10 protein-coding genes are annotated in these 15,331 nt (G+C 67.7%); 3 read left to right on the plus strand and 7 right to left on the minus strand.

Annotated elements, in window-relative coordinates:
- Positions 1-61: 61 nt before the first annotated feature.
- From BQ8008_RS08915 to BQ8008_RS08935, 5 genes are all read right to left on the minus strand, one after another.
- Positions 62-775 (minus strand): TetR/AcrR family transcriptional regulator, encoded by a 714-nt coding sequence (locus BQ8008_RS08915; protein WP_108833704.1) that lies wholly within the window; start codon positions 773-775, stop codon positions 62-64.
- 134 nt (positions 776-909) lie between these two features.
- Positions 910-1,359, minus strand: coding sequence for an RpiB/LacA/LacB family sugar-phosphate isomerase (locus tag BQ8008_RS08920; protein WP_108833705.1), 450 nt, complete (start codon positions 1,357-1,359; stop codon positions 910-912).
- Between the two features lie 54 nt (positions 1,360-1,413).
- Complete coding sequence (locus BQ8008_RS08925) at positions 1,414-2,091, minus strand: class I SAM-dependent methyltransferase (RefSeq protein ID WP_234415314.1); 678 nt, start codon at positions 2,089-2,091, stop codon at positions 1,414-1,416.
- 304 nt (positions 2,092-2,395) lie between these two features.
- A complete protein-coding gene (locus BQ8008_RS08930; protein ID WP_234415315.1) occupies positions 2,396-2,728 on the minus strand; it encodes a TSUP family transporter in 333 nt (110 codons plus the stop codon).
- Positions 2,729-3,081: 353 nt separating this feature from the next.
- On the minus strand, positions 3,082-4,194 hold the full coding sequence (locus tag BQ8008_RS08935) for an IS30 family transposase (protein ID WP_267896237.1): 1,113 nt from the start codon (positions 4,192-4,194) through the stop codon (positions 3,082-3,084).
- Between the two features lie 1,698 nt (positions 4,195-5,892).
- Between BQ8008_RS08935 and BQ8008_RS08940 the strand changes: the two genes are divergently transcribed.
- Both BQ8008_RS08940 and BQ8008_RS13735 read left to right on the plus strand, forming a co-directional pair.
- Entirely contained in the window at positions 5,893-7,605 is a 1,713-nt protein-coding gene (locus BQ8008_RS08940; protein ID WP_442778237.1) for an exo-alpha-sialidase, read from the plus strand.
- A complete protein-coding gene (locus tag BQ8008_RS13735; protein WP_234415317.1) occupies positions 7,589-7,765 on the plus strand; it encodes a hypothetical protein in 177 nt (58 codons plus the stop codon). The genes BQ8008_RS08940 and BQ8008_RS13735 overlap by 17 nt, the downstream gene beginning before the upstream one ends.
- Positions 7,766-7,950: 185 nt before the next feature.
- Here BQ8008_RS13735 and BQ8008_RS08945 read toward each other — a convergent pair whose 3' ends face one another.
- On the minus strand, positions 7,951-9,048 hold the full coding sequence (locus BQ8008_RS08945; protein WP_199907968.1) for a hypothetical protein: 1,098 nt from the start codon (positions 9,046-9,048) through the stop codon (positions 7,951-7,953).
- Positions 9,049-9,182: 134 nt separating this feature from the next.
- The gene (locus BQ8008_RS08950) at positions 9,183-10,787 is read right to left on the minus strand and encodes a Na+/H+ antiporter (protein WP_108833708.1); all 1,605 of its coding nucleotides are present in this window, start codon (positions 10,785-10,787) and stop codon (positions 9,183-9,185) included.
- Positions 10,788-11,667: 880 nt separating this feature from the next.
- On the opposite strand from BQ8008_RS08950, the gene BQ8008_RS08955 reads away from it, so the two are divergent.
- Positions 11,668-15,255, plus strand: a complete 3,588-nt coding sequence (locus tag BQ8008_RS08955; RefSeq protein ID WP_234415318.1) for a DUF5979 domain-containing protein — start codon at positions 11,668-11,670, stop codon at positions 15,253-15,255.
- Positions 15,256-15,331: the final 76 nt, after the last annotated feature.

Here is a 15,331-nt window from a genome sequence, read left to right on the forward strand (position 1 = left end):
TTTGCGGACGAGATAGGTGGGTAAGGATGGAAAGGAAAAACTTGAGGTGCGGGGCACGAGGTCATCTGGGCGGGTCCGTCGGCGGCCCGCCGGGGGCGCTGTCAGGTCTCCCTCCGGTTTGAGGCTGGGCGACGACGTCGGCGATGGCCCTGGTCATGACATGAATGGCCTCGGCCAGCCGGACCTCGGGGCACTCGTTCCGCACGGTGGGGGCCTCGGCATCGGCGGAGGGCTCCGGGCCGCCCTGCTCCCAGGGGTGGGCGCGCCCGGACCACAGGTCCACGGAGCTGCGCTGGATGCCCATGGCCAGGGCGACGACAGCGCGGGTGCGCGGGTCGTCGGGAGCGGTTCCCAGCCGGCGGCCGGCGGCGTCGATCAAGGACAGGGCGACGGTACGCAGGCGCTCGTGGATGGCGCGCTCGACCTCGGGGTTGTCCCTCACGATCTCAGGGAATGACAGGAGCCAGCCGCGCTCGGACTCGACGGCCTCAGCACCGGAGGCGAGCAGGGCCCCCAGGTCCTCCAGGAGGGTTCCGGTGCCGTTGACGAAGGCTTCGAGGGCCTGCGGCTCGGGAGCCTCGGGGCCGAGGACGAGGAGGTCGGCTTTGGAGGAGAAGTGGTTGAAGACGGTGCGCCGGGAGACGCCGGCGAGAGCGGCGACGTCGTCGACCGTCATGGCCGCGTAGCCGCGTTCCTTGGTCAGGGTGAGTGCGGCGGCGCGGATGGCGGTGCGGGTGCGTCGTGCCTGAGCGGCGCGCAGGTCGGTTCCAGTCACACACTCATCTTGCACTCAATGCAGCTTTGCACTCAATGCAAGTTCGCGCGAGGTTCCTCACGGAGGTCGAGAACCGGGCACCGAGGTCCCATTCACAGCAAGACTGGCCAAGATGTGCGGAACGGTGTCCAACGTCAGGAGTGAAGGTGTGCCTCGTAGGCGACGATCTCGCCGACCTTGGGACCGTAGCTGCTGGTGGGGTCGTGGCGCAGGTCGAGCCAGACATCGATGAGCGCCCAGGCGGCGGGCGGCGCGATGACGTTCTGCCCCAAGCACAGGATCTGGGCATCGTAGTTCTCCACCGAGCCACGCACGGTGAGCAGGTCGTGCGCGGTCGCCGCGCGCACTCCCGGGACCTTGTTGGCGGCGATGGCGGTTCCCACGCCGGTCCCGCAGATGAGCACACCGCGGTCGACCCGCCCCTCGGCGACCGCTCTGGCGACCCGGAAGGAGACCTCCGGGTAGGTGATGTCCGGTGCGGACAGGTCGACGACGTCGCTCACGCGCTCATCCTCGACCAACCGCTCTTCGATGGCCTCCTTCAGGAGGGCTCCGTTGCCTGGAGCGCCGATGGCGATTCGCATGCCTTTAGTCTCTCAGGCCTCACCTCAGAAGGCGAGCACGCCTCGATCAACGTGTCAGCGGGGCTCCCCTGCGACGGCAAAATCAGCGACGACCTCATAGAGAGCCCGGCCCTGCCTCATGTGGGCGAAGCCCTCGAGCACCTGTGCAGGAAGAGCTGAGGGATCGGCGGCGTAGGAGGACAGGTCGAAGTTCACCCTGATCTGGGAGACGTGGGAGCTCCAGGTGTGTGCGGCGCAGGGGTCGGCGACCCGGAAGGGCATGGGGGCCGCATCGATTCCTCGATCCCGCACGGCCTGCTCGCTCATCGCGACCATCTCCGGGGACTCGGCGTCGTAGACCAGACGGCCACCGGGAAAGCGGCGGGCCATCGCGTCGACAAGACACTGAACCGAGCCGCTCTCCAGGAAGTAGAAGACCCCGGATGCCACGGCAATCAGTCCGCCGCTGGCGTCGACCTCATCCATCCAGCGGTGATCGGTGAGGGGGAAGGGAAGCTCCCGCTCTCGCTCATGGGGTTCGGCCCAGGTGCGTCTGGACTCGAGAACGTCGGGGAAGTCGAGGTTGTAGATCAGCGCCCGACCGTTGTCGACCTCGTCAACGAGACGATCCAGTCCGCAGCCGAGATCGACGACGGCGGCTTCGGGGTGGGTATCCAGGTAGCGCCGGATCTCCGTCACAGCGGCAAGGTGGCGCAAGGCGTAGACGGCGGCGGGCATCTCACCCAAATCCATATCCTCGATGCCAGGGCGGACGGTGGAAACCATCGAGACCAAGCGCTCGGACCAGGAGTCCTGGAAACAGCTCGGCCAGCTTTGCGCAGCACGAGCCCGCCCCAGAAGTGGGAAGAAGAGAGTCTCCTGAACCCCTGAGCCGATCATGGCCCCACCCTAGGAGACGGCACCACAGATGTCGATACTGACAATCACATTCATTCTGCTTCATAGAAGGCCTCGCTGGTGAGGGACTCGATGACTCGCCGCCGGATCTCGCCGAAGGCGGGGTGAAGGGCGCGGCACAGCGGCACCCGCCGGCTACTCAGGCGCTCAGGAGGTCGTAGGCGGTCACGACACACACCCCCAGGAGCAGGACGCCGAAGGCGGTCGTCAGGATCGAGGCCGGGGCGCGCTTCATCAGCGGCCCACCGAGGAGGCCTCCCACCATCGATGCCGCCGCGAAGGCCAGCACCACGGGCCAGTCCACGTTCGAGTGTGTCCCTACCCGCGCCGCCAGCCCGGCGACACGGGTGACGGCCATGCCGATGCGGCCGGCCAGGACCGTGGCATAGCGCCGGGCGGCGGCGCGGGCCTGCGGGCTGGGTTGCTTGCCCGGGGAGGAGACCTTGTGGCCCGGGGAGGCTGTGGTGGTCATGAGGTGGTGCACCTTCTTCGTTGACATGCGCCACGGCCGACGTCTTCATTGACATCTGATGTCCAGTGGCGGAAAGACTATAGGCAGGTGCGATTTCCGTCCGTCGCAGCGGGCATTAGACAGACGGATTAGTGACCTAGTTCACTTTTTAAGTCGCCGCCAAGCCCAAGCCGACCTTCACATCGACGTTTTCTTCATAAATGACCCGGAGCCGCGTCGGTGGAGTCAGGTGGTGTTTGCACCGTTGATGATGTCGTTGAGTTTCTCAGTTGGGGTCTGTCCGTTCAAGACGATGCGGGGTCGGCGGTTGAGGCGGTCCTGGATGTCTTGGATCTGGGTGTNTGACGGTGGAGTCAGGTGGTGTTTGCACCGTTGATGATGTCGTTGAGTTTCTCAGTTGGGGTCTGTCCGTTCAAGACGATGCGGGGTCGGCGGTTGAGGCGGTCCTGGATGTCTTGGATCTGGGTGTCGGTGATGGTGGTGAAGCTGGTGCCCTTGGGGAGGTACTCGCGGATCAGGCGGTTGGTGTTCTCGTTGGTGGGGCGCTGCCAGGGGCTGTGGGGGTCGGCGAAGTAGACCGGGATGTCGGTGACGGCGGTGAAGGCGGCGTGCTGGGCCATCTCGCTTCCCTGGTCCCAGGTGATCGAGGCCCTCACGGCCCGGGGCAGGTCAGCGACCATGGTCTGCAAGGCAGTGGTGACGGTCTGGGAGTCGTGGCCCCCGCCCAGGCGGTGTATGAGCACGAAGCGGCTGGTGCGCTCCACCAGGGTGATCAGGGCGCTGCGCCCGCCGGCGCCGATGACCAGGTCGCCCTCCCAGTGGCCCGGCACGGCCCGGTCAGCGGCCTGGGGCGGGCGCACACTGATCTGGGCCCCTTCGATCCAGGGGCGCCTGGACCTGCGGGGCAGGCCGGCCAGCGGTGAGCGGGGCAGGCGTCGGGTACGCCCTGAGCGCAGGGCCTTGTCCACCCGCAGCTGCTGGCGCAGGCTCCCGGCGCCCTGGACGTAGAGGGCCTGGTAGATCTGCTCATGAGACAGGCGCATGGACTCATTGTCGGGGTGGGCCCAGCGCAGGCGCGCGCTGATCTGGCGGGGGCTGGCCCCGTCCTCGAGCAGGGCCACCACCTCGGCACGCAGAACGGGATCAGCCTCGAGCCTCCTGGCCTTGGGGCGGGCCAGACGCTCCTGGGCCGCCACCGAGGCCCCCGGGGCCCGGTAGACCCCGTCAGGGCCGGTGTTGCGGGCGATCTCCCGTGAGACGGTCTGACGGCACCGCCCCAAGGAGCGGGCGATGGCGGCGGCCGACTCCTGACCGCGGTGCTGGAGGGCGTACAGGCCGAAGTAGGTCAGGCGGGAGACCTCCTCGCCGGGGGCCCACACGCCGAAGACGCCGCACTCCTCGCGCGGAGAGGGCTCGAGCTCGTCGGAGTGGTCGTCGGGCAGGGCGGTCAGGCTGGGCGCGCTCACGGGCGCCGCGGGAGCCGTCGGATCGGTCTGACTCGACTGGCTGGACCGACCGAGAGGCTCCGAGGAGCCGGCCCGCGGGATGCGACGGGCGTCGTCGGGGCGGTCGAAGGCGGTCTGCGAGGGGTTCTCACCGGTACGCACACGCACAGTCTGTCATGNCCCGAGCAGGCCGACACCGACCAGCCCCCACGCCCCCGCCGCCCCAACGAGCGTCTTGATGAGCGCCTTGATGCCGTTGCTGCACTCTCCACGGCCTGATCGTGCCAGTACCGCCTCGCGCTGTCCCGGCTCACCCCGGCCGCGGCTCCCGCCCGGGTCAGCGTTGCTCCGGCCAGGACCGCCTGGGCGACCTTGACACGTCTGGCCTGGTCGGACTGGACCGTCCCACCCCGTCGTCCGCCTACCAGCTCCACCCCCGCCGCCTGGCACCACAGACTCACCGACCCACGACAGCACCCCAGATCCCGAGCCACCGCCGAAGCCGACTCACCAGCCACCACCCGCGCCACCGCATCACGACGCACACCCTGACCAAACCAAGCCCCAGACACAAAACACCCCTCCCACGAGCGGTGCATCCACCACCAGACCCCACCGTCGTTTATGAAGAAAACGTCGATGTGTACGCGACTCCCGCTCACGCCCAGCCCGCCGAGGCATCACGATGCGAACGAGCAGGCCATGTGTGCCGTCGGCGACCCGCCCGAGTTTGCAGAATCGCAACCATCCGTTACCTTACCGTGAGACGTCTGACATCTGTCGTCACCACTCCCCCGGCGCAGGCAAGGCCGCCTCGCCTTCCCGAACGGATCACGTATGACATCGAAGAATCCCTCCTCCCTAAGGCGCCTATCCGCCTTCCTGGGATCCCTGGCCCTGGCCGTCACCGGCATGATCGCCGTCGCACCACCGGCACACGCCGCGCCCACGGCCGACGGCCTGATGGACGTCGCCATCACTCAGGTGAACGCCCCTGAGGACGGCCTCTACGCCGTCGGCGACGTCATGATCTTCAACATCACTCTCACCAACACCAGCGTCGAGGCCCACTCCTACGCCCCGGCCTCGACGAACCTGTCCGGGAACGTCTCCAAGTGCCGGTGGCGCAACGTCCCCGCCGGGGTCACCAAGACCGACTGCGCCGGCCTGGCCACGCACACGGTGACCGCCGAGGACCTCCAGGCCGGCGGCTTCACCCCGCAGATCGCCTACGAGGTCAAGGCGGTGAATTACGCCGGGCAGGCCCTCAACACCCCGGAGACGATCAGCGGCGCGACGAGCCCGGTCACGCCCGCCTCGCTGCGAGTCGAGTCCTTCACACCGTCGGCGAGTCAGGAGACCTACAAGCTGGGCGACACCGTCAGCTACACGGTGCGCGTCCGCTCGGTGTCGGACAAGACGATCAACGTCGCCGCCACCGACTCCTCCTTCGACGACCTGGCCCGCCAGTGCCACTGGGCGGGCCTCAAGCCGGGCAAGGGCGCGGTCTACAACTGCAAACCGCTCACCCACACGATTACGCAGACCGACGTCGACGCCGGCCGGTGGACGCCGTCGATCACCCTGACGGCGACCGGCACCGACGGCGCCGCCCTCCAGACGCTCACCGCCACCGGAGACCCGATCAGCGTCGTCGGCCAGCACCCGCAGGCCGAGCCGACCCCGGCCCCCGACGCGAGCACGGACCTCCCGGCCTCGATGAGCCAGGCCCAGCACCTGGCCGCCAACACGGCCACCGACAACTACCGCATCCCGGCGATCACCACCGCCCCCAACGGCGACGTGCTGGTGGCCTATGACGAGCGGCCGAAGGACAACGGCAACCAGGGCAGCGACGCGCCCAACCCCAACCACATCGTCCAGCTACGCTCCACCGACGGCGTCAAGACCTGGTCGGCTCCGACCTACATCCACCGGGGCACTGAGACGGGCCAGAAGGTCGGCTACTCCGACCCGAGCTACGTCGTCGACCACCAGACGGGCACGATCTTCAACTTCCACGTCAAGTCCTACGACCAGGGCTGGGGCGGTTCAAGGGCCGGCACCGACCCCGAGGACCGGGGCGTCATCCACGCCGAGGTCTCCTCCTCCACCGACAACGGGTGGACCTGGACGCACCGCACCATCACCGCGGACATCACGAAGGACAACCCCTGGGTCTCGCGCTTCGCGGCCTCGGGCCAGGGCATCCAGATGCAGCACGGCGCTCACGCCGGACGCCTGGTGCAGCAGTACACGATCAAGACTGCGGGCGGCGCGGTCCAGGCGGTGTCGGTCTACTCCGATGACCACGGCACCACCTGGCAGGCCGGCTCCCCGGTGGGCACCGGCATGGACGAGAACAAGGTCGTCGAACTCTCCGACGGCTCCCTCATGCTCAACTCGCGCGCCTCGGACGGTTCCGGCTTCCGCAAGGTGGCCACCTCCACCGACGGCGGACAGACCTGGAGCGATCCGGCCAGCGACAAGAACCTGCCCGACTCGGTGGACAACGCCCAGATCATTCGGGCCTTCCCGAACGCCGCCCCCGGCGACCCGCGCGCCAAGGTGCTGCTGCTGAGCCACTCGCCGAACCCGCGGCCGTGGTCGCGCGACCGCGGCACCATCTCGATGTCCTGCGACGACGGCGCCTCCTGGGCGACCGGGAAGGTCTTCCACGAGCCGTTCGTCGGCTACACGACGATCGCGGTGCAGTCCGACGGCAGCATCGGTCTGCTCAGTGAGGACGCCAGCGGGGGCGCGAACTACGGCGGCATCTGGTACCGCAACTTCACCATGGGCTGGGTCGGCGACCAGTGCACGCAGGCGCAGGCCCTGGATCCGTCACCGAGCCCCGCACCGTCCGCCGAGCCCACGACAGCCCCCAGCGCTGAGCCGACCACTGCACCGACTGCCGAGCCGACGACTGCGCCGAGCAGTGAGCCCACCGTGGGGCCAGAGCCGTCTGCCGAGCCCTCGCAGGAGCCGAGCAGCGCGCCGTCCGCTCCCACCGCCGAGCCCACTGCAGGGGCGGGGCCGTCCCCCGAGCCCTCGNGTTGCGGTACCAGATGCCGCCGTAGTTCGCGCCCCCGCTGGCGTCCTCACCGCCGAGCCCACTGCAGGGGCGGGGCCGTCCGCCGAGCCCTCGCAGGAGCCGACGACGGAGCCGTCGTCCGCGCCCACCCAGCAGCCCAGCGCCGCGCCGTCGGGGAGGCCGAGCGAGCACGCGAGCTCTGCTCCTGCGCCGAGCGCAACGGGACGGGCGCCGTCGACGGCGAGCCCGGCCGCGACCTCGCTGCCGACGCCGACGGGGCAGGCCCCCTCGGTCTCGAGCCCGGCCCCGAGCCAGGCCTCGGGGGCCACGCCGGCTCCCAGCACCCAGCCCGACGAGATCGACCGGCCGTCCGACGGTGCCATGGCGCAGCCGACTGATAGCGCCGGCGCTCCGAGCGCCTCAGCGACCGGGACCGCGACGGCGCCAGGCCGCAGCCTGTCCCGGACGGGTACCAACGCGCTGCTGGTCCTGGGCCTTGCGGCCGTCGCGGTCGTGGGCGGCTACCTGGTTCTGCGGGCCCGTCGCTCGAAGGAGTGAGCCGGGCTGAGCCCGAACCGGCTCTGAGCGCTATGTGAGGGGTGGGGTGCGCAAGGCGCCCCGCCCCTCACTGCCGCTCTCCTCGTCGTTTGATCTGACGTGGATCAGGAGCTCCACAGCATGCTGGACAGGGAGATTCGCGCGCGTGACCTCCGCTCACATCCGGCGAGGTCACCTGGCACGGATCAAGCGCGGGTGGACACGTCGCCGTCGGGATCGGAGTTGGCGGAGGCAATCGGCAGGGAAGGGCGGACAGGCGAGGTGCCATCGGGAACGTTATCGGCGGCGGGCCGCCGGTGGGCCTTTCGCAGCAGCGAGCCACCCATGCCCCTGACCCGGGCGGCCGCCTCGCCGGTGGCACCCTTGACCTTGGCCTGGGCAGCGGCAAGCGCACCGGGCTCATCGGCCTGGGCGTCCAGGTCGTCAAGCGCGGCGAGGTACTGGGCGGCATCGACGCCCGGCGGGGGCAGCTCACGCAGGTGCTTCTGGAGGCGGGTCGACTGGGTCCTGAGTGCCACGAGCGTCATGCCACCGGAAATGACGCCACCGATCACGGGCACCGTCCTGGTGACACCTTTGGCGAAGGAGTCCTTGGAGATCTTGATGCCGATGAGCTTGAGCGTCTGCTTCATGGGCCCGTACCAGGCGGTCTTGGTCAGGGTCTGCTGGGCGATCTGCTTCTGGAGTGCCGGGCGGGCGACCTGCTTGGCGAAGGTCGTCAGGGATGATGCCGCCCCGCCGACCCCCATCATGACCCCCAGGAAGAGGCTCATCTTGCCGAGTGTCTCGTCGTCGATCTCGTCGAGGTCGCCCAGGAAGTCCTTCCAGCCGTAGATGTAGGCGAGCTTCTGCATGACCCGGAAGGCGTGGACGTAGTACTGGGTGACATCGGCGGGGATGGTTGCGAGCATCGCGAAGCCTCCCGGCAGCCCGGCCGCGAACGAGATAGCGGCGGACTTACGGGTTTCGAAGGCGATGGTGGCGGTCGCAAGGCCGTCGAGCTGGGCGGGGGTGAGGCCGGCCTGGAACGGGGTGGTCTCCTGCGCTAGGGCAATGGTGTCGTCGTCGGCGCCGAGCTTGCGCAGTTCCTGCCGCAGGTAGTCGTCCCGGTCGATCTGGACGCCGCGGAGTCGGATGACCTTCTTGAGAAACTCGGCGGCGAACTTCTGGGCCTGCTCGTCCTGCTCGGACGTGATGTCGGAGAGTGTCTCGTTGTCGCTGGTCGAGGATTCGACGGCGTCGTCGGCAGGCACGAGCGGGTTGGAGGATTCGTCATGCGTCATCGCATGGGCTCCGTTCTGGGATGTTCGAGAGATGGGGCGGCGCAAGACTACTCCTGCCCAGAACCTTGGAATGCCGCCGTCATAAGGACGTGACCCCTGCCGGAGACAACCTTGCCGGATGCACGACAGTCGGTTTACTCGACGTCGATGGGGCCGTTGATGTGGAGGGTCTCGACGTCGAGGCGCCGGTTGACGTTGGAGGCGGTGGAGTCGTCAATGCGGCCGGAGAAGCGCAGGTCGTGCACACGCCGGCGCAGATGGTCGATGACGGCGAGCCGCAGGGTGCTCTCCGGGCCACCGTAGACGCGCGCCTCCTCCTCGGCGTCGACGTTGCTCACGCAGCGGTGGCGGCGCTCGTAATCGGCGCGCACAGCCGCGATGACCGCGTCGTCGTCGACGCCGGTGCGATCGGCGATAGCGTCGATCTGGCTGACGATGTCGCTCAGAATCTCAGCAAGCGCCTCGGTCTCCTGAGACTCGATCGACTCGGCCGTCCGCATGCCGACCGAGGGCTTGGCGTTGGCCCAGCGGACCACGTGGGGCAGGGCGAGCCCCTGGATGAGGAGGGACAGGAGGGTCACGCCGGCGACGATGAGGATGATGAGGTTGCGCTCGGCGTAGGCGGCGGCGTCGAAGGCGACCGGGATGGACAGCGCCATGGCCAGGGAGATCGCGCCGCGGAAGCCGGCGACCGTGGAGACGACGCGGCCGCGGAAGTTGGTACGGCGCAGACGCTGCTCGGGGCGGCGGTCGAGGACGCGGATGGAGTAGATGATGAGGTGTTGGCCGATGAAGCGGCCCGCCACCATGGCGATGTAAATGACCGGGATGAGGATGAGACCGCGGACGAGGTCGGCGAGAGGAAGCTCGGCAACGATCCCGGGGAGCGCGACGCCCACCATGACGAAGAGAATCGTGTTGAGGATGTAGGTGAGGATCGTCCAGAACGGGGTCCCGAGGACACGCGACCCCAGGGACATGTGCGGGGCGGCGAAGCGGGAGACGACGATGCCGCAGGTGACGACGGCCAGGACGCCCGAGCCACCGATCTCCTCGGCGAGGAAGAAAGTGAGGAACGGGGTGGCCAGGGCGGAGATCGTTGCGAGCATGGGGTCGTCGGTGATGGTGCGGACGCGGATGCCGATCTTGGTGACGACGGCGCCGATGACCGCTCCCACACCGACGCCCCCGCCGAATGACAGCAGGAGGTCCTTGGCGACGAGGCCGACCGTGACGCCGGAGGAGTCCTGCGCGGTCTGGAGGGCGATGGCGAAGACAACCAGGGCAGTGCCGTCGTTGAGGAGGGACTCGGCCTGAAGGACGGTGCGGCCGTTGGGGTTGATGCCGCGTCCCAGGCTGGAGACGGCGGTGGCGTCAGTAGGGCCGAGGCAGGCGCCGATGAGGAGGGCAGCGCCCACGCTCAGCCCCATCAGGGCACCGATGATGGCGATGAGGGCAGCGGTGATGGCGACGAGGACCGTGGCGCTGAGGATGATGCCGCGCAGGCTTCGGCGCATGCGGTTGAGGGAGACCGACAGTGACTCCCAGTACAGCAGGATCGGCAGGAAGATCGTCAGAACCACCGTGCTGGGCAGGTGCATCTCCTCCCCAACCGGGAGGAAGGCGACCCCCACACCCGCAGCGATCAGAAGCACCGGGGCAATGAGGCGAAATCTGTTGGCGATCACGTAGGCGACAATCGAGGCGGCAATGATCGCGACGATCATGTCGATGGTCATGAGGCTGCCGGGTTCCCTTCCTGCGCTGAGTGTGGTGGGCTGACTGCGGCCGGCTCGGGAGGTACGTGGCCGGACCGTGGGCGGGTTTGAGCCGGGCACAGCCTACAGATGCCTCCTGCGACTCCCCTGTCGATACGTCTATTCGCGTACGTGACCTCCGCTCACATCCGGTGAGGTCACCTGGCACGGATCAAGCGCAGGTGGGCGCAAGACTCCGTGAGAGTCCGTCCGCAGGCGCCGAGGGGACGATGTGCTTTCTTAGCGATCGAAACAGGGCGTGGCCTCCTGCCGGCTCACGCACTCGCCGGCGAGCATGAGAACAACTCAAGGCTTAGTAGTCGCGTCATGAGTCAGGCCAATGGGCGAACCGCCGCACCGCAGCTTCGACATCAGCCGAAACCGCCCCACACCCTCTCCTGACTGCCTCCCTGAAAATACTCCCCTCATTTCGCAAGGAATTCATATGGGGACACCAATATTTCTTGAAACAAACAAACTCATACCCCAACACTTATTCTCGGATCGCGGCAAGCAGCCTCCAGGCTGGGCGAACACAGATGATTGCCACCCCTTCGAACACCCTCCGAACTGCAGCAAAAACGCGAAGGAAGCCACTTCTGACACAGTTCCAAGATTTCTTTTTCACAACATTTTCATGACGTTCCGATAACATTCTTGAAGTCGCTGACAGGTGCACCACAAGGCTTGTTCTGAATTTCCTCCTCGCGATACTCTTCACCAGTTACTCACGGTCGTCCCCAGACCGCCGATCCCTAGCGAAGAGGATGTATACATGCAGGTTCCTGCCGATCTCAGACGCGTCGCGTCTAGGGGGCAGTCGACGGCCGCTTGGCTCGCCCTCCTGACACTGCTTGCGAGCATGATCGTGCCATTGCAGGCTCAAGCCGCCATCAACGCCGACGTCGACCTGTCTGGTCTTGCTCTGATCAAGTCGGACCGAAGCGGCAACGACTTCTCATCAGAGGGTCTCACGACGCAGGACGTGGCCAAGCTGTCCTACACGTGGGACGCCTCCAAGACCACCGTCAACCCGGGAGACTCGTTCTCCATCGACGTCGGCACCTATTTCAAGAACCTGGAGTACCCGAAAACCGTTCCCCTCAGCCTTCCCTACAACGGCACGCCCACCGAGGTGGGCGCGTGCATGCTGACGGAGAAGAGCATGGAGTGCACCTTCAACGAGAAGGTTGAGGACCTCAAGGCGACAGGATTCAAGGATTTCAAGGGTTCGGGTCAGGCGCTGCTCCTCATCACCCAGGCCACGACAGCCCAGTCGGTGGATATGACTGTCAACGGCGGCCAGAAGGTGAGCGTCCGTCTGCCCGGCACCGGCGGCATCAAGAGTCCCGCTGCACGGGGCTACACGCCCCTCAAGTTCTCCAAGGTCTCCTCGGTCATCACATCGGCGTCCTCCGCCATGACGTGGGAGGTCAACTTCGGCTCGGACTACATCAAGGAGCAGCTGGCCAAGGGCGACGGTCCGATCGCCTCGGACGGTCGGACCCGTGAGACCATCACCATCACGGACACGCTCGGCCCCGGTATGACCTTCAATGGGGACAAGAACAGGTGGTACTTCGGGCTGCGCAACAGCGCCGCCGAACCCAGCATCTCCGGGGTGTCCCTGACCACTGCGGCGGGTAAGGACCTGAATGCGAAGTACGGAGACTTCGACCTGGACGTGGACATCCAGGGGCAGGTCGCCACGATCAAGGTGACGGGTCCCTTCGCTCCTGACTCCAACTACAGGATCTCCTACCCGGCGACGTTCACCTCCCAGAACGGCAAGGCCGTCGCCGGAGTGCAGTACACCAACGCAGCCTCGCTCGACCACTCCGAGGCTCACGGCGACTTCGCCCGCAGCTACGCCGACTCGTTCAAGGTGACCGTGGACATGGCGCCCGGCTTCGGCGGCTTCGAGGTCTTCAAGACCCTGAGCGGAGCGGCACTGGACGCCGTTGACGTTGCGAACACGACCCTGCCGGTCAAGGTCGACTACGTCCTGCCCGGCCCCGCCGGCGGCTATGCCGGCTGGCAGGCCCCCGGGACGCTCAACGATGACGGTCTCAGCGGTACAGCCATCCTCAACGTCAGTATCGGCAAGACCAACACGTTCCAGGGCACCTTCCCCAAGGGCACCGTCATCACCCTGTCCGAGGACACCGGCCAGGCCGCTCCCGCTCCTTCGGGATATGCCTGGGGCAAGCCGGTCTTCGCGGTCGGGAGAACCACGACCAACACTGTGACCATCGGCGACCGCGTGTCGACCAAGGTGACCCTCAACAACACCGCCGACGCCGTCAAGGCGCCCGGTACCTTCCAGGTCACGAAGAGCGTCGTCGGCCCTGAGGCCGCTGCGGGCGCTCGCGACAAGGACTTCGCCTTCACCTACACCTGCTCCGACGGCCAGTCCGGACAGGTGAGCGCCAAGGGCGACGGGACGGCCGTCCAGGCAGGGGCGACCTTCCCGCAGGGCACCACGTGCACGGTGAAGGAGGACGCCGAGTCCGCCCGTCTCGACGGCTACACGCTCACCGCTCCCGCAGAGCAGGCCGTCACCATCAAGGACCCGGCTGAGCCGGTCGCGACGGCAGCCTTCACGAACTCCTACACCCGCGACACGGGCGCCTTCTCCATCGCCAAGTCGGTCCAGGGCGGTCCGGAGGGGGCGGCCAACGGCTCCTACTCCTTCACCTACACCTGCGACGGCGGCGTGCAGGGAACCCTGACGGTTCCCGGTGACGGGACGGCCGTGTCCTCCCCGCAGATCCCGACCGGGGTCTCCTGCGCGATCGCGGAGGACGCCGCGTCGGCCGCCAAGGACGGGTACTCGGTGGCCTCGGCCCTGTCACAGGACTCGGTGACCATCACCAAGGACCAGACCGTGGCCGTCACCGCCACCAACACCTACACCCGCGACACCGGCACCTTCTCGGTCACCAAGAGTGTCACGGGCGACTACGCCCCGCAGGCGGGCGAGGCCGTCAAGGTCGGCTACACCTGCAACGACCCCGAGGGCACCCAGGGCACGCTTGATGTCCCGATGGACGGCAGCGCCGTGAGCGGCCCGGCCCTTCCCACCGGGACGGTGTGCACCCTGAGCGAGGACGTCGCCTTGGCCCAGCGTGAGGGCTACGCGGTCTCCACCGCCTACTCCGCGACGACGGCGACGATCGTGAAGGACCAGGTTCCTGCGGTGTCGGTGACGAACACCTACACGCGGCAGACCGGGGGCTTCTCGGTGTCCAAGACGGTCGAGGGCGACGGCGCGAAGCTGGCACCGGCGGAGTTCACCTTCGAGTACACCTGCACCGACCAGGTCACCGGCAAGGCCGCCTCCCCCAAGCAGCTGGTGGTCAAGGCCGGTGAGACAGCGCACGTGGGCGATGTGCCGACCGGGTCGTGCACGCTCACGGAGAAGGAGGCCTCCGTCAAGGGCACGAGCGTGTCAACGGCCCTGGCCGTGGGCGGCACTGCCGTGCAGGGCGACAAGGCGACCTTCGACGTGCTCGGCGGGGGCGCCGCCGTGAGCGTCTCTGCCGTCAACACCTACACCCTGGACCGCGGCACCTTCACCGTGTCGAAGAAGGTGGAGGGCGACGACGCGAAGACCCACAAGAACGTGGCCTTCACCTTCGCGTACAGCTGCACGTCCGACGTCGAGGGCGAGGTGAGCGGCGAGCTGACGGTCCGCGGTGACGGCTCGGCCGTCTCCGGGCCCGCGCTGCCGGTCGGGGCGACGTGCTCGGTGTCGGAGAAGACGTCGTCGGCTCAGGTCAGCGGCTACGACGTGAAGACTCCTGAGGCGCAGAGCGTGACGATCGCGGAGAAGGACGCCGCCCTGTCCTTCACCAACGCCTACACCCGTCAGACCGGGTCCTTCTCGGTGCTCAAGACGGTGACGGGTGCGCAGACCGGTGACAAGGAGTTCACCTTCGCCTACACCTGCACCGACGGGACCGAGGGCTCGCTGAAGGCCAAGGCCGATGGCAAGGCGGTCTCCGGGCCGAAGGTGCCCACGGGCACGCAGTGCACCGTGACCGAGGATGCCAAGGCGGCCGCGATCGACGGCTACACGCTGGCGGCTCCGGAGGCCCAGACGGTGACGGTCTCGGAGAAGGACCAGGTGGCCAGCGCCTCCTTCGTCAACGCCTACACCGAGGTTCCGAGTACGGACTCGCCGTCGGAGGACCCCACGGCTTCTCCGTCGGGTGAGCCGACGCCGAGCGACCCGGCACCGGATGAGCCGACGTCCAGCGAGCCGGCACCGGGTGAGCCGACGCCAGGTGAGGCTACGTCGAGCGACCCGGCGGCACCGAGCGAGCCGGCTCAGGAGGATTCCGGATCGCCTCTGGCCCGGACCGGGGCGTTCGTGGGGATTCCCCTGGTGCTAGCGCTGGCAGCGATCGCGGGAGGTGTGCTGCTGGCTTACCGCCGCAGGGCCTGAGCCCAGGCGCTGACAGCCGGCGGCCGCAACGCCGCTGACTGACAGGTGGGGATCCCTACCCGTGTGGGTAGGGATC

Origin of the sequence: Actinomyces sp. Marseille-P3109 (genome assembly GCF_900323545.1) — a bacterium.
Classification (GTDB): Bacteria; Actinomycetota; Actinomycetes; order Actinomycetales; family Actinomycetaceae; genus Actinomyces.

Bases quoted from the DNA above. Each gene is read 5' to 3' on its own strand.
- BQ8008_RS08950 (WP_108833708.1), bottom strand. From the start codon at position 10,787: ATGACCATCGACATGATCGTCGCGATCATTGCCGCCTCGATTGTCGCC.
- BQ8008_RS08945 (WP_199907968.1), bottom strand. From the start codon at position 9,048: ATGACGCATGACGAATCCTCCAACCCGCTCGTGCCTGCCGACGACGCC.
- BQ8008_RS08920 (WP_108833705.1), bottom strand. From the start codon at position 1,359: ATGCGAATCGCCATCGGCGCTCCAGGCAACGGAGCCCTCCTGAAGGAG.
- BQ8008_RS08930 (WP_234415315.1), bottom strand. From the start codon at position 2,728: ATGACCACCACAGCCTCCCCGGGCCACAAGGTCTCCTCCCCGGGCAAG.
- BQ8008_RS08925 (WP_234415314.1), bottom strand. From the start codon at position 2,091: ATGGATTTGGGTGAGATGCCCGCCGCCGTCTACGCCTTGCGCCACCTT.
- BQ8008_RS13735 (WP_234415317.1), top strand. From the start codon at position 7,589: ATGGCGCAGCCGACTGATAGCGCCGGCGCTCCGAGCGCCTCAGCGACC.
- BQ8008_RS08955 (WP_234415318.1), top strand. From the start codon at position 11,668: ATGATCGTGCCATTGCAGGCTCAAGCCGCCATCAACGCCGACGTCGAC.